Origin of the sequence: Pseudomonas sp. 1912-s (assembly GCF_029269205.1) — a bacterium.
Classification (GTDB): domain Bacteria; phylum Pseudomonadota; class Gammaproteobacteria; order Pseudomonadales; family Pseudomonadaceae; genus Aquipseudomonas.
Genome location: NZ_JARIXR010000022.1, coordinates 71,220 through 91,070, shown reverse-complemented (window position 1 = coordinate 91,070; position 19,851 = coordinate 71,220). Strand labels below are relative to the sequence as shown.

Genomic DNA, 19,851 nt, shown 5'->3' with positions numbered 1-19,851 from the left:
TATGGGGCACGGTTTAACTAACCTTGGCTTCCTGCAACGGCGGCAACTTCGCCAGCTTCAACGCCACCAGCAGCGCGACGATCAACAGCGCGACGATAAACCCGCCAATCCCGTTCCACCCGCCGTAGTGCCAGAAAAATCCGCCCGCTGTCCCCGCAATACTCGACCCCACGTAATAACTGAACAGGTACAGCGACGATGCCTGGCCCTTGGCTTTCAGCGCGCGGCGGCCGATCCAGCTGCTGGCCACCGAGTGGGCACCGAAGAAGCCGAAGGTGAAGATCAGCATGCCCGGAACCACCAGCCACAGCGGGGTGAACAGGGTCAGGGCGATGCCGCCGAGCATCAGCACGATCGTCCCCCACAGCACGCGACGGCGGCCGAGGCGGTCGGCCAGAGAGCCGATTTTCGCCGAGCTGTAGATACCCGAGAGGTACACCAGAGACAGCAGGCCTACCACCGCCTGGCTCAAATCGTACGGGGCAGCCAGCAAGCGGTAGCCGATGTAGTTGAACATCGTCACAAAGGCGCCCATCAGCACGAAGGCTTCGAGGAACAGCCACGGCAGGCCGGCATCCTTGAAGTGCATGGTGAAGCCGTCCACCAGGCTGCGCGGGTGCAGGGTGCTGGCGCGGAAGTTGCGCGATTCGGGGAGGATTTTCCAGAACACCGTGGCCGCGATCAGCGCCAGGGCGCCGATGATCAGCATCGCGGTGTGCCAGCTGACGAAGTCGATCAGCACGCCGATGATCAAGCGCCCGCTCATCCCGCCAATGGCGTTACCGCCGATGTACAGGCCCATGGCCAGGCCGATGTGTTGTGGGTGAATTTCTTCGCTCAGGTAGGTCATGGCCACCGCTGCCAGGCCGCTGAGGGACAGGCCCACCAGTGCGCGCATCAGCAGGATGCCTTCCCAGCTCGGCATCAGGCCGCTGGCGATGGTGCACAGCGCGGCGCAGAACAGCGCGGCAACCATCACCGGCTTTCGTCCCAGGGTGTCGGAAATCGGCCCGGTGATCAGCAGGCCAATGGCGAGCATGCCGGTGGCGACCGAGAGAATCAGGCTGCTTTGCGCGGCATTGATGGAAAATTCGTGGGACAGCGCCGGCATCATCGGCTGCACGCAGTAGAGCAGGGCGAAGGTGGCGAAACCGCCGGAAAACAGCGCCAGCACCGTGCGCATGAACATCGGGGTGCCTTTTTCGATGAACTGCTCGTTGAGCTGTGCCACCACGTCATCGAGGGCGGTGGGCGGTACTTCTTGAGCGAGCGGAGCGACAGCAGATTTCACGCGGGACCTCGGGGAGGAAAGACTGCCAGGGCTGGCAATGCAAAAAAGAATATAGCTCCCTAATGATTCTTTCCAATATATTGTTCGACCTGTTTAAGAGCTTTTGCGACCTAATGAGGTTTTCATGGAATTGCGCCACCTGCGTTACTTCATCGCCGTGGCTGAAGAGCTGCATTTTGGCCGCGCCGCGCAGGTGCTGGGGATCTCCCAACCGCCCCTGAGCCAGCAGATCCAGGCGCTGGAGCAGGAGATTGGTGCGCGTTTGTTTGAGCGTACCAATCGTCGGGTCGAGCTGAGCGAGGCGGGCCGGTTGTTCCTACAAGAGGCGCGTCTGGTGCTGGCGCAGGTGGATAAAGCCGCGGACGTGGCGCGTCGGGCGCAGCTGGGGGAACTGGGTGAGCTGAAGATTGGCTTCACGTCTTCTGCGCCGTTCAACTCCAGCATCCCGCAGGCGATCTTCGCGTTTCGCCAGGCATTCCCGGCGGTGCATTTGAATCTGCAGGAGATGAGCAGTACGGAAGTGGCCGAGTCGCTGGTGGATGAGTCGATACAGGTGGGGTTGATGCGGCCGTTGCCGTTGCCTGATTCCCTGAGCGTCGTGGAACTGATGCGCGAACCCTTGGTGGCCGTGCTGAACGCCGGGCATCCGTTGGTGGAAGGCAGCGAGCGCGGTTTGCACCTGGCGCAATTGGCTGAAGAGCCGTTTGTGTTTTTCCCGCGGACTTACGGCAGCGGCCTGTATGCCCAGTTGCTGAACCTGGCGCGTGATGCAGGGTTCAGCCCGCACTTCGCCCAGGAGGCCGGAGAGGCGATGACGATCATTGGTCTGGTGGCGGCGGGGCTGGGGATCTCGGTGCTGCCGGCGTCGTATCAGCGGATCCGCATTGATGGCGTGGTGTATCGCACGTTGCTGGACCAGGAAGCGGTGACGGCGGTGTGGCTGGTACAGCGCAAGGGCCAGCAGACGCCGATGGCGAAAGCGTTTGTCGAGTTACTTGTGGCGAGGGGGCTTGTCCCCCGTTAGGCTGCGAAGCAACCTCAATCAGTTATTAGGGCTGCTGTGCAGCCCAACGGGGGACAAGCCCCCTCGCCACAGGACAAGCGCCTGCCACATGGGCGCAAATACATCAGTTCTGCTTCGAAGTCCCGGTCTGCTGGAACAACTGCGCTGCCGACCCGGTGTCACTCACCCCATTGGTGCGCAGCGCCGCCAGGATGTCCTTGTCCAGCATGCTCACCCAGCGGTTGTAGTTGCGATGAATCTTGCCGTCCTTGTAGCCCAGGTCGCGGCTGTCGCGGTAGGTGATGGCGTAGCTGGTCGCGGTGTAGCGGATGTCGATTTCAGCGTGGAACTGGTTGCGCACGTTGATCTCGGCCTGGACCAGTTGCGGGCTCAGGCGCTGCACCACCCATTCGCGCTTGTTCAGGGCAGCCACGATGGTCTGCTTCATTTTTTCTTCGTTGATCTGCGGGTTCGCCGGCAAGTCGTGCTGGGTGTTGAGCACCGGTTTGTTGGTGCAGCCAGCGGTGGTGAGCAGGGCCAAAGCGACCAGTGTTGCGCGTAGCAGGGAAGACATTCCATTTCTCCAGTCAGTAAAAAAACTTACGCCCAGCGGCGGAAAATCAGCGAGGTGTTGACGCCGCCAAAGGCAAAATTGTTGTTCATCACGTAGTCGCTGTGCAGCTCGCGGAACTCACCTTGCAGGTAGTCCAGTTCGCCGCAGCGCGGGTCGATGTCGTCGAGGTTGAAGGTGTGCACGTACTGGTCGCGGTTCATCATCTCGATGCTGAACCACGACTCCAGCGCACCGCACGCGCCCAGGGTATGCCCGAGGAAACTCTTCTGCGAACTGATGGGCATGCGGCTGCCGAACAGGCTGCTGGTGGCCAGGGTTTCGGCGATGTCGCCCTGGTCGGTGGCGGTGCCATGGCCGTTCACGTAGCCGATGGCGTCGGGCTGCAGCCCGGCATCTTCCAGGGCCAGTTCCATGGCACGGCGCATGGTGGCCTGTTCCGGACGCGTGGTGTGCTGGCCGTCGGCGTTGCTGCCGAAGCCGACGATTTCGGCGTGGATATGCGCACCACGGGCCAATGCATGTTCCAGCTCTTCGAGCACCAGGATGCCGCCGCCTTCGCCAATCACCAGGCCGTCGCGCCCACTGTCGTAGGGGCGCGGGCTGGTTTGCGGTGCATCGTTTTTCAGGCTGGTGGCGTACAAGGCATCGAAGACCATGGCTTCAGTGGGGCACAGCTCTTCCGCGCCACCCGCCAGCATCAGTGGCAAGCGGCCAAACTTGATGGCTTCATAGGCGTAGCCGATGCCCTGGCTGCCACTGGTGCACGCGCTGGACGTCGGGATCAGCCGGCCGGTGAGGCCAAAGAAGATGCTGATATTCGCCGCCGTGGTGTGGGGCATCATCCGCACGTAAGAGTTGGCGTTCAGGCCCTCGGCCACCGAGTTCAGCAGCATGTTGCCGAAGGCCTTGATCTCGTCGGTGCTGCCGGTGGACGAGCCGCAGGCCACGCCCATGCGTCCGTCCTTGATCGACTCGTCGCCCAGCAAACCCGCGTCTTTCAGCGCCTGTTCCGCCGCCCATACCGCCAGGCGGGAAACCCGGCCCATGCTGCGCAGTTGCTTGCGGGTCCAGTGGGCGGGCACCACGAAATCATCGATCGGCCCGGCCAATCGCGTGTTCAACTCGGTGAAGCGATCCCACTCGTCCATGCGCCGAATACCGCTGCGGTTGGCGCGGAAGTTGGCCGCGATGGTTGCCCAATCGCTGCCCAGGGACGTAATGCCGGCCATGCCGGTGACCACCACGCGTTTCATCAGCACAGGCCTCCATTCACGGCCAGTACCTGGCGGGTGATGTAGCCGGCTTCCGCCGACATCAGGAAATTCACCGCCCCGGCCACTTCTTCCGGAGTGCCCATGCGTTGGGCCGGGATCATTTTCATCAGCTCTTCCACCGGCACATTTTCATCCAGCATCGCCGTGTCGATCAGCCCGGGGGCCACGCAGTTGACGGTGATCTTGCGCTTGCCCAGCTCGATGGCCAGGGCCTTGGCGGCGCCGATCAAGCCGGCCTTGGACGCGCTGTAGTTGACCTGGCCACGGTTACCGATGAGACCGGACACCGAGGTGATGCACACGATGCGGCCTGCCGCGCGACGACGAATCATCGGCATCATTACCGGGTGCAGTACGTTGTAGAACCCGTCCAGGTTGGTGCGCATCACCACGTCCCAGTCGTCTTCCGAGAGCGCCGGGAACGCGCCGTCGCGGGTCAGCCCGGCGTTGAGGACCACGCCGTAATACGCGCCATGGGCTTCCACGTCGGCTTCAAGGATCTCTTTGCAACTGGCGCGATCCGCCACATCGAATTGCAACACCCGCGCCTTGCGACCCAGGGCTTCGATGTCGACCTGCACTGCATCCGCCTCGGCACGCCCGTTGCGGCAATGCAGCACGATGTCGTGCCCCGCCTGGGCCAGGCGCAAAGCGATAGCGCGGCCGATGCCACGGCTGGAGCCGGTCACCAATACGGATTCAGTCATGGCGTGGTGTCCTTCGATTCATCTAAATAGTTGGCCGCCTGGGGCGGTCGAAATACGTTCAACCGTGCACTCGCCTGGATACCGTCACCGGTGAGGTGGCATTCGAACACACCCATGCCGTTGTCGTCTTCCAGGGAGCGCAGGCCGTGGATGGTCAGCTCGGTGCCGGCGGGAAAGTGCTCGACGTTGCACTCGAATTTGCGCGTGCCCAGCAGGAAGCCCAATTCCACGGCCTCGCCTTTCTGGCGCGCACGGCAACCGGCGTAGGCGGCGACGCTTTGCGCCATCAACTCAACGCCGACCCACGCGGGCAGGCTGCCGTCGGCACGGTTGAAGAGACCGCCGGGCCTGACCGTCAGGCGGGTGCGGATCTGTTCTTCATCAAAGCTCAGGATCTGATCGATCAGGATCATGTCACCGGCGTGGGGCAGCAGGTCGGCGAGCGGCCAATTGATCATGGGGCGTCTCCGATAATCAGGCTGACGTTGTTGCCGCCGAAGGCAAACGAGTTGCTCATCAGGCAGCGTTTTTCCAGGGTGTCGCCGGGCGACGCCCACTTCAGTACGGGCAACTCGGGGTCTGCCTGGCCATCCCAGACATGCGGCGGCACCACCCCTTGCGCCAGGCTCAGCCAGCAGAATGCCGTTTCCAGCGCGCCGGCGGCGCCCAGGGTGTGGCCGCTCATGGGCTTGGTCGACGAACAGGCCACGCCGTCCGGGAACAGGGCCGCGACCGCCAGGGCTTCCATGGCGTCGTTATGCTGCGTGGCGGTGCCGTGCAGGTTCAGGTAGCCGATCTGCCCGGGCGCCAGTTTTGCGCTGGCCAGGGCTTTGCGCATCGCCTGTAGCGCGCCCTTGCCGGTGGGTTCGGGGGCGGAAATATGGTGGGCGTCGCAACTGGCGCCACTGCCCAACAGCGCGACCGGCGCCGGGGTCTTGCTCATCAGGAACAGCACCGCCGCTTCGCCGATATTGATCCCGTTACGGTTCGCCGAGAACGGGTTGCAGCGCTGTGCCGACACCGCTTCCAGCGACGAGAAACCATTGAGGGTCAGCTTGCACAGCGTGTCGACGCCACCGCAGATCACCGCATCGCACACGCCCAGATCCAACAGGCGCTGGGCACTCATCAGCGCCCGGGCGCTGGAGGTGCAGGCAGTAGAAATCACATAGGCCGGGCCGCTCAGTTGCAGCCACTCGGCGAGGAAATTGGCCGGGGCGCCGAGCTCCTGTTGCTGGTAGTCGTAGTTGCCGGGGAACTGCTTCTCCCGCAGGTAGTGGGCGATACCGCGGCTGGCCTCATCGATGCCCGAGGTGCTGGTGCCGAGTACGATGCCGATACGCGACGCACCGAACGTCTGGATGGCATGGCGGATCTCGCCGTCAATCTGCAACGCCGCTTCCAGCAACAGCTGGTTGTTGCGGCTGCGATGGGACTCCAGCCCGGGCGGGATTGCCGCCAGCTCACCGTGTACGCCGGCCACCGGCAACACACGCTCCGGCACCCAGCCGCTTTCGGCGCGCATGCCGGAGCAGTCGCCGGCAAACAGGCTGCGGCTGACTTGGCGCTTGTCACGGCCCAGGGCGCAAATCATGCCAAGGGCATTGAGGTAGGCGGTCATCGGGCGGCCTCAAGGGGCGAGACGCGGTAGGTCAGGTGTTGCCCGATCACGTCCACGCGAAACACCAGGGAGGAGTGATAGGTGATCTTCCAGTGGGACGGCAGGGTACGCGTCAGGTCCATTTCCTGGGTGCCGGGGTACAACGCGGAGACTTCATCCGCCGAGGTCAGGGCGAACAACAGCGCGGCGAACAGCTCCCGCGCCTGTGGATTGGGCGGCAGCAAGCCGTCAGCCTGCCAGGCGCCGTTGATCAACATCTGACGGGCCTGGGGAATGCCCAGCGGGTCCATCATCGACCAGCGGATCCCGCCGCCTTCGCGCTGCATCACCAGCAACCAGTCCTGGCGCTGGCCGTCCTGTTCACGCTGCACGTGCAGTTGCAGCGGCAGGCTCAGCACCGGGCTTTTCGACGGCAGCGGTGGCTGGCTGGCGCACGCACTCAGCAGCAACAGGCAGCCGATCAACAGCATTCGGATCATGTTTCAGGGCTCGCTAAAGGTTTGCGGGCGACCACGTTGACCAGGGTTTCTTCGCGCTGGCCGGCCGGCGGCGGCTGGCGCAGGCCCCAGCGCTCAAGCAGGCCGAAATCGGTGGCGCGGCTCCACCACAGGTAGGGGTATGAGACGTTCTGCGGGCCGAACTCGAAGCCCTGCTCGCGGAGCATCTCAAGGTACTCTTCTGCGCTTTTTTGCACATGCATCGGGTGACGGAACAGCCAGCGAATCACCCAGGTGTCGATGTAGGCTTCGGTGGACTCGGCGAACAGCAAATAGCCGCCCGGCTTGAGCACCCGGTAGAACTCTTTCAGGGCGCGATGTTGTTCCACCAGGTGATGGAAAGTCTGGTGACAGAACAGCACATCGACACTGGCGTCGGGCACATCGAGGGTCGCGCAGTCGCTGCCGATCAACTCGATGGACAAGCCCTGGCGCGCGGCTTCCGCGCGGCTCAGATCGAGACTGTGCGGGTCTGCGTCCAGGCCGATCAGGCGTTCGGGGGCGAACACCTGCTGCAGGTACTGGAACGATTTGCCCTGGCCGCAGCCGGCGTCCAGCAGCACCGGCGCCACCGGCAGCGGATCGCTGAACAGGCTGCGCAGGTCATTGATTGCCACACGCAGCACATGGTGCTGCCAGGTGTGGCTGCGCAGGAACCAGAAGCCGAATTTGGTTTCCTCAACGTAGTTCTTACTTAAATACTGGCTGCTCATCTTTTCTTCCTTGTCCCGGACGGGGCGGCCCACGGCGCCAGCATGAAGCTGAACGCCAGCCCCAGGCTCACCGACAGCCCAAAATTACTCACCGCCGGTGTGCTGGAAATAGCCAGCAGGCCGAACGATAGCCAAGTAGTCACGGCGGCCAACAGTGTGCCCAACAGGCTCACGGCGGCGCCGCCAATTTGTTCACGCATCAGGATCGCGTAGTCGACGCTGATGGCGGTCACCAGCAGCAGGCCAAACAGGCTGAACAACGTCAGTGGCTGCCCCAGCCAACCGAGGCTGGCCAGGCTGCACAGCGCCGCCAGCAGCGGCAGGGCGACGATACGCAGGGCACCGCCGAAGCCGAACGGCAGGATCAGCAACAGCACGATCAACACGCACGACATCAACTTCAATTCGGCCGCGCTGATCTGCGTGGCGGCAAACACCTGGTTCAAGTCGCCCAGGCGGTCCACCAACTGCACGCCAGGCAAATCCAGGGCCTGCACCCGCAGCAGGGCCGGGTTGTTCAAGCCTTGCAGGCTCACCATGGCCGCCACGCCGCCGTCGACGTTGCCCAGCCACAGCGTGCGCCACGGCTCAGCCAACGGGCCAACCAAGGCGGCGTCGATGTCTTCGGTGGGCAGGGCTTGCAACTGGGCCAGCTCGGCTTGCAACGCGCTGGCAGGCACGCCAAGGTCGAGCAATGGCTGCCAGTACTGCGGCAACGTGTTCAGGGCGTCACGCAGTTGCTGTTGCTCGGCCGGCGCGCTGACCAACTGGTTGAGTGCCAGGTAACCCTGGAGCTTGTCCATGTTCACCAACTGATCCAGACGCTGGCTCAGGGCGGCCTGACGCTCCAGCAACTGCGGCTGATTGTCTGCCCGCACCAGGAAAAACTGGCTGGTGGGTTGGAACCCGGTAATGCGCGCAACGGCCTGGGCTTCCTGCAGCAGCTGCGGCGGGGCACCGATCCATTGGCGGATATCATTTTTGCTGTTCAGGTGCCACAGGCCGCCGGCGCAAAACACCAGCACCAGTACCAGCAACACCGGGCTGGGCAGGCGCTTGAGCAGCGACTCGCGCACGCTCAGCAGGAACTCGGCAATGCGCAGCGGCCATTGGGCCGGGCGCAGGTCGACGCCCTTGAGCAGGGCCGGCAGCAGGCACACGGCCGACAGGTAAGCGCCCACCAGGCCCGCTGCCGAGAACACCGCGATTTGCGTCAGCGCCGGGAACGGTGTCCAGGCCAGCGCCAGGTAACCGATGCAACTGGTGGCCAGGCTCAGGCTCAGGCCCGGCAAGGTCAGGCGCAACGCCGGCCAGCTGCGCCACGGGCTCATGCTCCAGCTCTTGGACAGGTAATGCAGCGGGTAATCCACCGCCACGCCGATCAGGCTTGAGCCCAGCACCAGCGTGATGACATGCATATGCCCGAACAGCGCCACACACGCCACCGCGCCAAACAACATGCCCGCCAGCACCGGCACAAACGCCAGCAACACCCGCCAGCGCCGGAAAGCCAGCAGCAACAGCAACAGAATCCCGACTGTCGCGCCGCCGCCAACCCAGGTGATTTCCCGTGTCGCCTGCTGCTGACCGTTGGCCGCATACAACAGGCCGCTGGCCGCGAGCAATTGCGCGCCTTGCTGGTCGGCCTGCCCGCGGCTGGCCTTGAGTAATTCGGCCACTTGCAGCGGCAGTTTCATGTCGAATGCATTGCCGGTGGTGCGCGCCCGCAGCAGCACCCAGCTTTTGCCGTCGGCATCGGCGATCAACGCACCGCTGCCGATATCCAGCTGCACCGAACCGTGCTGCGGCTGGCTGTTCTGGATGCGCCCGGTGAGGCCCAGCCAGTCGTCCTGGCTTGGCACCAGGCTGAAACCGGTGAACGGGTCGAACAGCGCCTGAACGCGCTGCTGGATAAACGCCTGGGGCTCGTCGATCAACTGCTCGCGGTCTTTGGCCGAGAGCATTGCCAGCCGGCCTTGCAGCAACTGCTGGCGCAGGGCCGGGAGGTCGGCTTGCAGGTTCCACTGGACCTTTTCAAACAGGCCGCTGGCTTGCCAGCGCTCACCCAATTGCTGGGCCAGGGCCACGGCTTTTTGCCGGTCGGCATGCCCCACCAGCACCAGCATTTCGCGGTTCAGCGGTTCCTGCATGCGTTGTTCGGCGCGCAGCTCCAAGGCGTCCGGCGCGGTGCCGGGCACCAACTCCATCAGGTTCGCCGACAGCGGCGCGCCATGGCGCCATTGCCAACCCGCCAAGGCCAACACGGCCACCAGCAGGATCAGGAACAGGCGCGGCAACCAGCGTTCACTCGGCAAAGTCGTGTTGCTCCGCGTCGCTCAAGGGTTGGCGGCTGGTGCTGTCCTGCATGCGCAGTACGGTGCTGTCGCCTTGGGTTTCCAGCAGCTCGATTTTTTGCACCAGCTCGCCGCCGTCGATATTGATCCGGGTGAACACCTGCTTGAGCAGGAGCGAGCGTGGGATCAGCGTGAGTTTCCACTGCTGGGCGTCGCCTTGCAGTTGCAGCTCGAAGTCACGTTGCAAGCCGCTGCTGTCGCCCTGCAACACCGCGAGGAACAAACGGTTCTGCTCGGCACCGGCGCTCTTGTTCGGCAGCAGTTGCCAGCCATTGGCGTCACGGCGGGCGATGCCGTTGGCGCTGATGCGGTAGTCCTGTTGCAGCGGGGTTTTCAGCAGCCACAACAGGCCGTGGTCCTTGGCCAGCACGAAGGTGCCCTTGCTGGTCAGTGGCTGCGGCAGGGCGCGCAGGTGTTTTTCCTGGATGAAGTTGCCGTGGATCACCGACGGCTTTGCCAACTGGTCGCTGAGCTGTTGCAGGTCGAAGGCATGGGCGCTGAGGCTCAGCAGCCAGCCCGCCAGAACGATTAACGCTTTCATGCCAACGCCCTCTCGACCGCTTCGACAAACACCTTCGGCGACGCCAGTTGCATCTCGCGGCTGGCAATCTCCACCGCCACTTGCACGGTGCTGGCGCGGGTCAGACGCTCGCCGGTGGCCTTGTCGCTGATCAGGTAATTGACCTTCAAGCGGTTCTCCCACTCCACCAGGCTGGCACGCACCGTGATGGTCTGGCCGAAGGTGGCGCCGCGCACATACCGCAGCTGCATATCGATCACCGGCCAGGCGTAGCCCGACTCCAGCATCGTGGTGTAGTTGTGGCCGAGCTTGTCCAGCAAGGCGCAACGGGCGACTTCCAGGTACTTCACGTAGTGCCCGTGCCACACCACGTTCATGGTGTCGATGTCGAAAAACGGCACGAGGATTTCAGTGTCGCAGTGCAACACGCCCTGGCTACGCATGCAGCCTCCAGTGTTGCTCGGCGATGCGTTTCAGGCACAGGCGCAGTTCGCCTTCCAGGGCGCGGTCTTCGATGACCGGCGGGAAGTCCTTGGCCAATTCTTCGTGCATGGCGGCCAGCGCCGGCGGCAGCGGGCGCGCGTCCTCAGCCTGGGCCCGCAGCCAAACGCCCTGGTTGGCGGCCAGCAAGGTGGCGGCGGCGACTTGTTCGGTCAGTTCCAGCACACGAATCGCATCGCGGGCGGCAATGGTGCCCATGCTCACCTTGTCCTGGTTGTGGCATTCGGTGGAGCGTGAGAACACGCTGGCCGGCATCGTATTTTTCAGCGCCTCGGCGGTCCAGGCGCTGGTGCCGATCTGCACGGCCTTGAAGCCGTGGTTGATCATCGCCCGCTCGGCTGGCGCGCCCGACAGATTGCTCGGCAGGCCGTGGTTGTAACGCACGTCCACCAGCAGGGCGAGCTGGCGGTCCAGCAGGTCGGCGACGTTGGCCACCAGGGTCTTGAGGCTGTCCATGGCGAAGGCAATGTGGCCGCCGTAGAAGTGGCCGCCGTGCAGCACGCGTTCTTCTTCGGCGTCGATGATCGGGTTGTCGTTGGCGCTGTTGAGTTCGATCTCGATGAACGAGCGCAGCCAGTTCAGGCTGTCGGCCAACACGCCCAAAACGTGGGGCGCGCAGCGCAGCGAGTAACGATCTTGCAGGCGATGCAGCGGCGCGGTGGGTGCGTCAATCGCCAGGTCCTTACGCAGCCAGGCGGCAACTTGCATTTGCCCCGGGTGCGGCTTGGCGGCGAACAGGCGCTCGTCGAAATGCTCCGGGTTGCCTTGCAGCGCCACCACGTTCAGCGCGGTGATGCGCGTGGCCAGTTGCAGCAGGTAGTCGGCGCGGGCGAAAGCCAGGCAGGCGAGGCCGGTCATCACCGCGGTGCCGTTCATCAAGGCCAGGGCTTCTTTCGGGCGCAGCACCAGCGGGTCCCAGCCCAGCTCGCGGTGCACGTCGGCGGCCTGGCGACGTTCGCCACGGAACATCACCTCGCGCTCGCCGGACAAGGTCGCAGCCACGTAGGACAGCGGCGTCAAATCACCGCTGGCGCCCACCGAGCCTTCTTCCGGAATCAGCGGCAGCACATCGAATTCGAGGAACGCGTGCAGGCGCTCCAGCAACTCCACGCGTACCCCGGACACGCCGTGGCACAGCGACTGCAATCGCGCGGCCAGCACGGCGCGTGTGGCTTGCGCGTCCAGCAACTTGCCCAGGCCGCAGCCGTGGAAGGTGTAAAGGTGGCGGGGCAGCGCTTCGACGTGCTGCAACGGCACCGCCACCACGCATGAGTCGCCGTAGCCGGTGGTCACACCGTAGATCACGCCTTCCTTGTCCAGCAACGAATCGAGGAACTGCGCGCCCTTGGCGATACGCTGGCGATACGCGGCATCGGCTTGCAGTTGAGTCGGCGCCTGACGGTTGGCCAGGGCCAGCACGTCTTCGATGCGCAGGGGGAGTTCGCCGAAGGTTACCGGCTCAAGATGCGTCGTCATCGGTCTTCCAGAAAGGGTAAAAGTTGAACCATTGTTGGGGCGCTTCCAGGCAGAACTGGCCCAGGCGCTCGGCGTAGCGGGCGGTCCATTGGGCGATCACCTGCTGGCGGTCGCTGCGTTTCCATTCGATCAGGCGGGCGAACGGCTCGATGATCAGGCGGTAACGGCCTTGATGCTTCAAGCACATCAGCAGGTTGACCGGGCATTTCAGCAGGCCGGCCAGCAGCCACGGGCCCTGGGGAAAGGCGGCGTCATGGCCGAGGAAATCCACCCGCACCGTGCGCCCGCCATGCAGCGGCACGCGGTCGCCGGCAATCGCCAGCCACTCGCCGTCGTCCAGGCGCTGGCTGAGCATCATCATTACCGCAGGGTCGAGTTCGCTGACCTGGATCAGGCGCAAATGGGTCGCCCCGGCTTCGCCCAGGATCCGGTTGAAGCGTTCGGCGTGCTTGGTGTGCACCAGCACGTTCATGGTGACCTTTTCGCCCAGTTCGGCGAGGGCGCGGCACACTTCAAGATTGCCCAGGTGGGCGCCCACCAGCATCTGGCCGCGCTCGCTGCGCAGTTGGCCGCGCAGTTGGGCCGAGTCGATGATTTCGATCTGGTCCAGGCGCAGCTTGCCGTTCCACACGTCGAGCTTGTCCAGCAACGCATCGGCGAAGGCCATGAACTGCCCGAAGACCCGTCTGTGGGTGGGGCGCAGGTCGTCGCGCTGGCTCCAGTCGGCCAGCCGCTGCTGGTACTGCCAGGCGCTTTGGCGCGCGGTGCGGCCGAACAGGAAGAAGTAGAAAACGATGCCGTACAGCAGCGGGCTCAACAGTCGGCGCCCGAGGACTTTGGCGGCGAAGGCGGTGAATTTCATCAGCCAGAAACTGCCGCGTTCTTCGCGGTCGGCCCAGTGTTTAGTGTCCTGGGTCATGCTTTCCACCGGTGCCAGAGGATCATCGGGGCGCGTACCAACATGCCGAAGAACAGCCGGGTGTGCATCGAGGAAATCAGGGCGTTGTCGTGGAACAGGCGAAAGTGCGACAGACCGTCGGCGGGGTAGTGCACCTTGGTCGGCAGCCAGCGCATCGGCTGGTTGCGCCATGCCAGGCGCACCAGAATGTCGGAGTCGAAATCCATGCGTTTGCCGATGTTGGCCGAGTCCATCAGCGCCAATACCGGTGGCAAGGGATACACGCGAAAGCCGCACATTGAGTCGCGGATTTGCAGCGACAACGTGTTGATCCACACCCACACGTGGGTCAGGTAGCGCGCGTAAAGGCGGCCCTTGGGCACGCTGTCGTCGTATTCCGGGTAGCCGCAGATCACCGCATTCGGGTGGGTGCGCGAGGCGTCGAGGAAGGTGCCGACTTCCCGCAGGTCGTGTTGGCCATCGGCGTCCACTTGCAGGGCATGGGAGAAGCCCAGGCGCGCGGCTTCGCGAAAGCCGGCCATCACGGCGGCGCCCTTGCCCTGGTTGGTGGGCAGGGTCAGCAGGAAGACGTTGTCGAGGCTTGCCAGTTGCGCCAGCACGGCGGCGCAGGTGGCGCTGCTGCCGTCGTCTACCAGCAGGCACGGCAGGCCGCTGTCCAGCACGGTGCGGACCACGGCGGGCACGGCGGCCTCGTGGTTGTAGACCGGGATCAGGGCGCAGGGGTTATGCATAACAGGTACCCCATTGGCACAAGCACTTGGTGTGGCGAGGGAGCTTGCTCCCGCTGGGCTGCGAAGCGGCCCCAATACAGGCGGCCGAGACCTGCCAGATAAACCGCAGTGCCTGGGTTGGGAATGCTGCGCACTCCAGCGGGAGCAAGCTCCCTCGCCACAAAAGCTTAATCACTGACCCTCTCCAGCACGATCCGCCCACTGGAGCAGGCCGCCGTGTCATTGCGGTAGGCGAAGTACAGCTTGCCGCGCTCCTGATCGAACCGCAGGTGCAGTTCGATCCGGTCGTCCGGGCGCACCAGTTGCTGGAACTTGAGCACTTCCATCCCGGCGAATTGCCCCGGCAGGTTGAGCAGTTGCTGGCCCAGGTTCAGGGCCCAATCCACCTGTACCACACCCGGCAGCACCGGGGTTTGCGGGAAGTGGCCACTGAAGTAGGCGAGGTCCGGCGGGATCGCCAGTTGCAGGGTCCACTCGCCGTTGGCTTCGACGTGCTCCAGCACTTCCGGCGCTTTAGGGCGGGGCGCCAGCAGCAGGGCTTCGACGTCAGCCTGGGGCAACTTGCCCTGGCTGTTCAACGGCAACTGGCGCAACAGGCGCCAGCGGCGGGGCAGGGCCAGGGCTTCGCAGTGTTGGCTCAAGTGCTGGCGCAGGGTTTGGGTGACGGCGCGCCGGCCCTGATTGCGCAGGGCATGCAAGCCTTCAGCACTGAGCACCACGAGGGCACCGAGGGACGCGCGGTTCTCCTGGACCACGCCAAGGCGGGTTTCGGCGACCCAGGCATGGTTCGTCAGCGCTTGTTCGAGCATCGGCAGGGAGATGCGTTTCTCTTCCAGCTTGACGATGCGGTCCAGGCGGCCCAGCAATTCGAAGCGGCCGTCGGCGTGGATGTTCGCGGCGTCGGCGGTGTGTTCGATATGGCCGGCGGGCAGGTACGGTGAGGCAATGCGCAAGGCGCCGTCGGCGTCCTGGGTCAGTTGCACCTCGGCAAACGGCTGCCAGGGTTGGTCGCCCTGGCGCCAGGCGATGCCTCCGGTTTCCGAGCTGCCGAGGATTTCTGTGGGCCACTGTTGCAGGCGCTGATGCAGGCTGCGGGCGGCGTCGAAAGGCAGCGCGCCGCCGGAGGAAAACACTCGCTTGACCGGTGTGAGGGCCGGCCAGTCGAGGTTGTCGCCCATGCGTTTGAGCAGCGCCGGGCTGGCGACCCAGGCGAACTGCGGGTGTTCGCGGCTGGCGCGCTGTAAATCTTCGGGGAACGCCAGTTGCTGACGCACAAACGTACGCCCGGCACACAGCGGCCACAGCACCCGGAACAGCAAACCATAGATATGCTGGGTGGCGACGCTGCCGATGATGCAGGCCTCACCGAGGTCGGCGCCCCACAGGGTTTCCAGCGCCCGGACCTCATTGGCCATCTGGCGCAGGGTTTTGTCGATGCGCTTGGGCTCGCCACTGGAACCGGAGGTGCACAGGCTCAGGCAGCAGGCGTCCAGGTCCAGGGCCGCGGCGCTCAATGGCGCTTGATAGAGCGCTTCCAGCTCGCTGGCCTCGGTCAGCCAGGCGTCGACGGCGTCGTCCCAGCGTTGGCGCGTTTGAGGTTGCAGGTCGGCGGGCAACAACACGTTCACCCCGGCCCGCCATGCACCCAGCAGGGCGATCGCCAGCAAGCCGGCATCTTCCAGGTGCACCGCCAGGCGCTGGATGCCCCGGGCTTGCAACCCGGCGGCCAGGCTCAGGGATTTCTCCCATAACTGTGGGTGATCCAGGGCAGGTTCGGTGGTGACCCAACGCTGACCTACAGGCTCAAGCAACAAGTGCTCAAGATTCAACCAATTCATACGCGGCCTCGAACCCTTTGTCGTACCAGCCATTCCACGGCAAACAACAGCCCCATCAACCCGTAGGCGATCATGCCGTTGTACAACGTCCACCAGCTCAGCGGCGCCCACAGGGTGAGGGCGGCGGCGAGCAGGCCGTTACACAGAAAAAACGCACTCCACACCACGGTGACCTGGCGGGTATACACCACCGCTTTCTCGGGCAGTTGCGGCTCGGTCATGCGTGCCAGGCGTTCGACCATCGGCGGCCCGTATTTCAGGCTCAGGCCGAACAGCGCCAGCATGAACGCACTGACCAGGCTCGGGTACCAACGCAGCATTTGCGGGTTGTCGAACCAGGCGAGTAGCAGGCAAAAGACGATGATCGCCGCCGCCATCCAGCGGCTGCCCGGGCGCCTGGCGCCGGTCAGGGCACGCAACAGCCACAGGCTGCCCAACAGCAGGCCAAACTGCCACGGGGCAAAATGCTCCGTGCCGTAATACACCGCAAAAGGGTACAGCAGCCCCGCCAGCAACAGGCCAAGGCCGATCAGCCGGCTCATGCGGCCGGTTGAACCAGACGGTAGACCGCCTCAACCACGTCGTTCACGGTACGCACGGCCTTGAACTCTTCGGCGGCGATTTTCTTGCCGGTCTGGCGCTTGATGTGGTCGATCAGGTCCACCGCATCAATGCTGTCGATTTCCAGGTCCTGGTACAGGTTGGCGTCAAGGGTGACGCGTTCAGGTTCCAGTTCAAACAGTTCCACCAGGGCGTCGCGCAAGGTGTTGAAAATATCGTCACGAGTTTGCATGGTACGGTCTCAAGCTGCCTGTCGGGCCGTGACGAACGCCGCGAGGCTGGCCACGTTGGTGAAGTGATTGCGGGTGTCCTTGGCGTCGGCATCGATCTTGATGCCGTACTTTTTCTGGATCGCCAGGCCCAATTCCAGGGCGTCGACTGAATCCAGGCCAAGGCCTTCGCCGAACAGGGTTTGCTCGTTGCCGATGTCGCTCTCGCTGATGTCTTCCAGGCCCAGGGCCTCGATGATCAGCGTTTTTATGTCGTGCTCAAGGCGGTGTTGGTCGCTCATCTTCGGCGAGCTCCTTAATAAAATACTGGTGCAGGTAATCGTTAAGCTTGCGTGAAGCCTGGGGCGCGGGCCCTTGTGCGGCAAACGCCTGTGGTTCTATATCGGCACCCACGCGCAAACTGAAGTGAAAACGGCGATTGGGGATGCGATACCAGGGTTCTGCCTTGGTCAGGGTGGTGGGGCTGACCTTGATCACCACCGGAGTAATGATGCTCGCACCTCGCAAGGCAATGGCGGCAGCGCCGCGATGAAAGGTCGGTGCCTGGCCCGGCGAAGTGCGGGTGCCCTCGGGGAAAATGATCAGGGTCTGGCCGTCCCGCAAGGCGTCGGCGGCAGCGTCGAGCATGTCGGCGCTGCCGTCGTTGCTGATGTAGCCGGCGTCGCGCACCGGCCCGCGGGTGAACGGGTTTTGCCACAGGCTCTGCTTGACCACGCAGTTGGTCTGGCGCATCAGGGCGATCAGGAACACCACGTCCACCAGCGACGGGTGGTTGGCGATGATCATCTGGCCGGGACGGCCGAGCTTTTCGGCGCCTTCGACGCTGTAGGTCAGAATGCCCAGGCGCGTCATCATGCGGATAAACAGCCAGAACAGGCAGCTGATGGTGTGGCGGGCGCGCCGCTGATGCCGTTTGGCGTCTCCCGGCAGGCAACTGAGCAGCGGAAACACCAGCACGCGCAGGCACAGGCCGCCGATGCCAAACAGGGCGAAGGCGGCAGCGGTGGCGAACAGGCGCCAGTAATAGGCCTGCCGAGGCTTTTCGGTCAGGGCTTGCGTTGCCAGTTCCATACTCGGTTCTTCCAGGCATGTTGGCAGGCGCCCTGTTCGTTCAGCAGGGTGCGCAGCAGGTTCAGGGCGTGGGGCCACTGGGCTTTGGTGGTGGGTTGGACAGCGGCCGTATTCAGTTCCAGCTGCCACTCGTCGCCCGGCGTCAGCAACAGGCCGAGGGCATAGGGGAAGGGCACGTCGTCGATCCAGCGGGCGTAGGTTTCGGGCGGCTGCTCCTCGGTAATGATCAGCAACACAGCCGGTGCGCCTTCATTGAGCAGGGCGGCGGCTTCGAGCATGCCGTGCTCCAGGCCATCACCGGCGGCGGCGAGGGCGGTCATTTCGCTGGTTTCATTGCGCAGGATCGACCACAGGCCAATCACCGCGTTATGCACCGACAGGCTGAACTGGGTCGGCGACAAGGGCTCGTCGTTGGCCAGGTCGCTGAGAATATCGAGGGTGCGCGGGGTTTCGCCGTGACGGGAAACAAACACCAAGGGCAGCGGTTGCGGGCCTTCGGCCAGTGGCCAGCCCACACTGAAGGCCATGCGCGCCAGGCGGCTCAGGCGCCGGCGCTGCATGGCCGGCAGGAACGACACATCGGGGGCCGCGTCGCTGCTGGCAAGCAACGTCGGCTGCCGGCACCAGGCGCGCCAGTCGTCCGCGCTTTCGAGCCCGGGGGCCCAGGCGCGCCATTGGGCAATGTTGAAATTGATCACTGAGAAGTTATCCCGCCCCTGCGGGCTTCCTTGTGCGGCCTTTGGCCCCGGATTCGGGGACAGGGAGCAATGGCCGAGTGGGGCGCATTATCCCGGTGCCGTGGGGTTCTAGCAAACTTTGGTAAAGAATTGTTCACGACTGATTACAAATTGGTTGTAAAGAATTACAGATTGTCCGTCATGCAGGTGGGGTAGCAGGTGTCAGGCAATTCCTGCTTTGTCGGACGGACGGGAAATTGTTGTGCGAGATAGAGCCTCTGATGCTGTAGTACAGGAACAAACGAGGTAGCTAACCAGCGCTTTTGCCCTCTACACTCGGTCATTCATTGATACACGGAGGTTTTTCCATGCGGCGCGTGGTGTTCAACCAAAAAGGCGGTGTTGGCAAGTCCAGCATTGCCTGTAACCTGGCGGCGGTCAGCGCCAGCGAAGGCTATCGAACCCTGTTGGTGGACCTCGATGCCCAGGCCAACTCAACCCAATACCTCACCGGGCTGACCGGCGATGACATCCCCATGGGCATCGCCGATTTTTTCAAGCAAACCCTGTCTTCCGGGCCGTTTTCGAAGAAAAACCAGGTAGATATCTACGAAACCCCGTTCGACAACCTGCACGTCATCACCGCCACGGCGGAACTGGCGGACTTGCAGCCCAAGCTTGAGGCCAAGCACAAGATTAACAAGCTGCGAAAGCTGCTGGATGAGTTGAGCGAGGACTACGACCGGATTTACCTGGATACGCCGCCGGCGTTGAATTTTTATGCGGTTTCAGCGCTGATTGCCGCTGATCGTGTGTTGATCCCGTTCGATTGCGACAGCTTCTCCCGTCAGGCGTTGTATGGCCTGCTGGCAGAAATTGAAGAATTGAAGGAAGACCACAACGAAGGGCTGGAAGTGGAAGGCATCGTGGTCAACCAGTTCCAGGCCCGGGCGAGCCTGCCGCAGCAGATGCTGGATGAACTGATAGCCGAAGGGTTGCCGGTGCTGCCGGTGTACCTGACCAGTTCGGTGCGCATGCGTGAGTCGCACCAGGCGAATATGCCGCTGATCCACCTGGACCCACGGCACAAGCTGACGCAGCAGTTTGTGGAGTTGCATAACCTGCTGGAGAACGCGTGATTTAGCAGGCAATACATATCACCCATGTGGGAGCCTGCTTGTGTGGGAGCCGGGCTTGCCCGCGATGCAGTCAACTCGGTTTGTCAGTTACACCGAGGTGATGCTATCGCAGGCAAGCCAGCTCCCACATTGGTCTCTGTTCCTACAGAGAAAT

Annotated in this window: 22 protein-coding genes; 2 read left to right on the top strand and 20 right to left on the bottom strand. The window is 63.7% G+C overall.

The genetic code is table 11. From position 1 onward, the window contains the following. Nucleotides 1-13: 13 nt before the first annotated feature. Entirely contained in the window at nucleotides 14-1,291 is a 1,278-nt protein-coding gene (locus P3C29_RS23770) for an MFS transporter (RefSeq protein WP_275965608.1), read from the bottom strand. A 124-nt stretch (nucleotides 1,292-1,415) separates the two neighbouring features. Here P3C29_RS23770 and P3C29_RS23765 point away from each other — a divergent pair, with 124 nt between their 5' ends. Beyond that, on the top strand, nucleotides 1,416-2,315 hold the full coding sequence (locus P3C29_RS23765) for a LysR family transcriptional regulator (protein ID WP_275965607.1): 900 nt from the start codon (nucleotides 1,416-1,418) through the stop codon (nucleotides 2,313-2,315). 103 nt (nucleotides 2,316-2,418) lie between these two features. On the opposite strand, the gene P3C29_RS23760 is transcribed toward P3C29_RS23765, so the two are convergent. The 19 genes from P3C29_RS23760 to P3C29_RS23670 form a co-directional block, all read right to left on the bottom strand. Further along, nucleotides 2,419-2,868, bottom strand: a complete 450-nt coding sequence (locus P3C29_RS23760) for a hypothetical protein (RefSeq protein ID WP_201125969.1) — start codon at nucleotides 2,866-2,868, stop codon at nucleotides 2,419-2,421. Nucleotides 2,869-2,894: 26 nt separating this feature from the next. Then, a complete protein-coding gene (locus P3C29_RS23755; protein WP_010169219.1) occupies nucleotides 2,895-4,121 on the bottom strand; it encodes a beta-ketoacyl-ACP synthase in 1,227 nt (408 codons plus the stop codon). After that, nucleotides 4,121-4,849: a 3-oxoacyl-ACP reductase FabG gene (fabG, locus tag P3C29_RS23750; protein WP_169386553.1), complete on the bottom strand. Its 729-nt coding sequence runs from the start codon at nucleotides 4,847-4,849 to the stop codon at nucleotides 4,121-4,123. Before fabG ends, P3C29_RS23755 begins: the two co-directional genes overlap by 1 nt. Beyond that, nucleotides 4,846-5,307 (bottom strand): hotdog family protein, encoded by a 462-nt coding sequence (locus P3C29_RS23745; protein ID WP_275965606.1) that lies wholly within the window; start codon nucleotides 5,305-5,307, stop codon nucleotides 4,846-4,848. The genes fabG and P3C29_RS23745 overlap by 4 nt, the downstream gene beginning before the upstream one ends. Further along, the gene (locus tag P3C29_RS23740; protein WP_275965605.1) at nucleotides 5,304-6,470 is read right to left on the bottom strand and encodes a beta-ketoacyl-[acyl-carrier-protein] synthase family protein; all 1,167 of its coding nucleotides are present in this window, start codon (nucleotides 6,468-6,470) and stop codon (nucleotides 5,304-5,306) included. Before P3C29_RS23740 ends, P3C29_RS23745 begins: the two co-directional genes overlap by 4 nt. Continuing rightward, nucleotides 6,467-6,949, bottom strand: a complete 483-nt coding sequence (locus P3C29_RS23735) for a hypothetical protein (protein WP_275965604.1) — start codon at nucleotides 6,947-6,949, stop codon at nucleotides 6,467-6,469. Before P3C29_RS23735 ends, P3C29_RS23740 begins: the two co-directional genes overlap by 4 nt. Next, nucleotides 6,946-7,680: a class I SAM-dependent methyltransferase gene (locus P3C29_RS23730; RefSeq protein WP_275965603.1), complete on the bottom strand. Its 735-nt coding sequence runs from the start codon at nucleotides 7,678-7,680 to the stop codon at nucleotides 6,946-6,948. Before P3C29_RS23730 ends, P3C29_RS23735 begins: the two co-directional genes overlap by 4 nt. Beyond that, nucleotides 7,677-9,995 (bottom strand): MMPL family transporter, encoded by a 2,319-nt coding sequence (locus P3C29_RS23725; protein ID WP_275965602.1) that lies wholly within the window; start codon nucleotides 9,993-9,995, stop codon nucleotides 7,677-7,679. The genes P3C29_RS23730 and P3C29_RS23725 overlap by 4 nt, the downstream gene beginning before the upstream one ends. Next, entirely contained in the window at nucleotides 9,985-10,575 is a 591-nt protein-coding gene (locus P3C29_RS23720) for an outer membrane lipoprotein carrier protein LolA (RefSeq protein WP_275965601.1), read from the bottom strand. Before P3C29_RS23720 ends, P3C29_RS23725 begins: the two co-directional genes overlap by 11 nt. Then, nucleotides 10,572-10,997: an acyl-CoA thioesterase gene (locus P3C29_RS23715; RefSeq protein WP_010169234.1), complete on the bottom strand. Its 426-nt coding sequence runs from the start codon at nucleotides 10,995-10,997 to the stop codon at nucleotides 10,572-10,574. The genes P3C29_RS23720 and P3C29_RS23715 overlap by 4 nt, the downstream gene beginning before the upstream one ends. Then, on the bottom strand, nucleotides 10,990-12,531 hold the full coding sequence (locus tag P3C29_RS23710) for an aromatic amino acid ammonia-lyase (protein ID WP_169386547.1): 1,542 nt from the start codon (nucleotides 12,529-12,531) through the stop codon (nucleotides 10,990-10,992). Before P3C29_RS23710 ends, P3C29_RS23715 begins: the two co-directional genes overlap by 8 nt. Further along, nucleotides 12,515-13,450, bottom strand: a complete 936-nt coding sequence (locus P3C29_RS23705; RefSeq protein WP_010169238.1) for a glycosyl transferase — start codon at nucleotides 13,448-13,450, stop codon at nucleotides 12,515-12,517. Before P3C29_RS23705 ends, P3C29_RS23710 begins: the two co-directional genes overlap by 17 nt. Further along, complete coding sequence (locus P3C29_RS23700) at nucleotides 13,447-14,181, bottom strand: glycosyltransferase family 2 protein (protein ID WP_275965600.1); 735 nt, start codon at nucleotides 14,179-14,181, stop codon at nucleotides 13,447-13,449. Before P3C29_RS23700 ends, P3C29_RS23705 begins: the two co-directional genes overlap by 4 nt. A gap of 167 nt (nucleotides 14,182-14,348) precedes the next feature. Further along, nucleotides 14,349-16,019 (bottom strand): acyl-CoA synthetase family protein, encoded by a 1,671-nt coding sequence (locus P3C29_RS23695; RefSeq protein ID WP_275965599.1) that lies wholly within the window; start codon nucleotides 16,017-16,019, stop codon nucleotides 14,349-14,351. Continuing rightward, nucleotides 16,016-16,561 carry a membrane protein gene (locus tag P3C29_RS23690; RefSeq protein ID WP_010169241.1) on the bottom strand — a complete coding sequence of 182 codons (546 nt, stop codon included), beginning with the start codon at nucleotides 16,559-16,561 and terminating at the stop codon, nucleotides 16,016-16,018. Before P3C29_RS23690 ends, P3C29_RS23695 begins: the two co-directional genes overlap by 4 nt. Beyond that, nucleotides 16,558-16,812, bottom strand: coding sequence for an acyl carrier protein (locus P3C29_RS23685; RefSeq protein ID WP_003209389.1), 255 nt, complete (start codon nucleotides 16,810-16,812; stop codon nucleotides 16,558-16,560). Before P3C29_RS23685 ends, P3C29_RS23690 begins: the two co-directional genes overlap by 4 nt. 9 nt (nucleotides 16,813-16,821) lie before the next feature. Next, nucleotides 16,822-17,091, bottom strand: coding sequence for a phosphopantetheine-binding protein (locus P3C29_RS23680; RefSeq protein WP_008439197.1), 270 nt, complete (start codon nucleotides 17,089-17,091; stop codon nucleotides 16,822-16,824). Continuing rightward, a complete protein-coding gene (locus tag P3C29_RS23675; RefSeq protein ID WP_201125979.1) occupies nucleotides 17,069-17,881 on the bottom strand; it encodes a lysophospholipid acyltransferase family protein in 813 nt (270 codons plus the stop codon). The genes P3C29_RS23680 and P3C29_RS23675 overlap by 23 nt, the downstream gene beginning before the upstream one ends. Then, entirely contained in the window at nucleotides 17,857-18,579 is a 723-nt protein-coding gene (locus P3C29_RS23670; RefSeq protein ID WP_201125980.1) for a beta-ketoacyl synthase chain length factor, read from the bottom strand. The genes P3C29_RS23675 and P3C29_RS23670 overlap by 25 nt, the downstream gene beginning before the upstream one ends. Nucleotides 18,580-18,926: 347 nt before the next feature. Here P3C29_RS23670 and P3C29_RS23665 point away from each other — a divergent pair, with 347 nt between their 5' ends. After that, complete coding sequence (locus tag P3C29_RS23665; protein ID WP_003209397.1) at nucleotides 18,927-19,697, top strand: ParA family protein; 771 nt, start codon at nucleotides 18,927-18,929, stop codon at nucleotides 19,695-19,697. Nucleotides 19,698-19,851 lie beyond the last annotated feature (154 nt).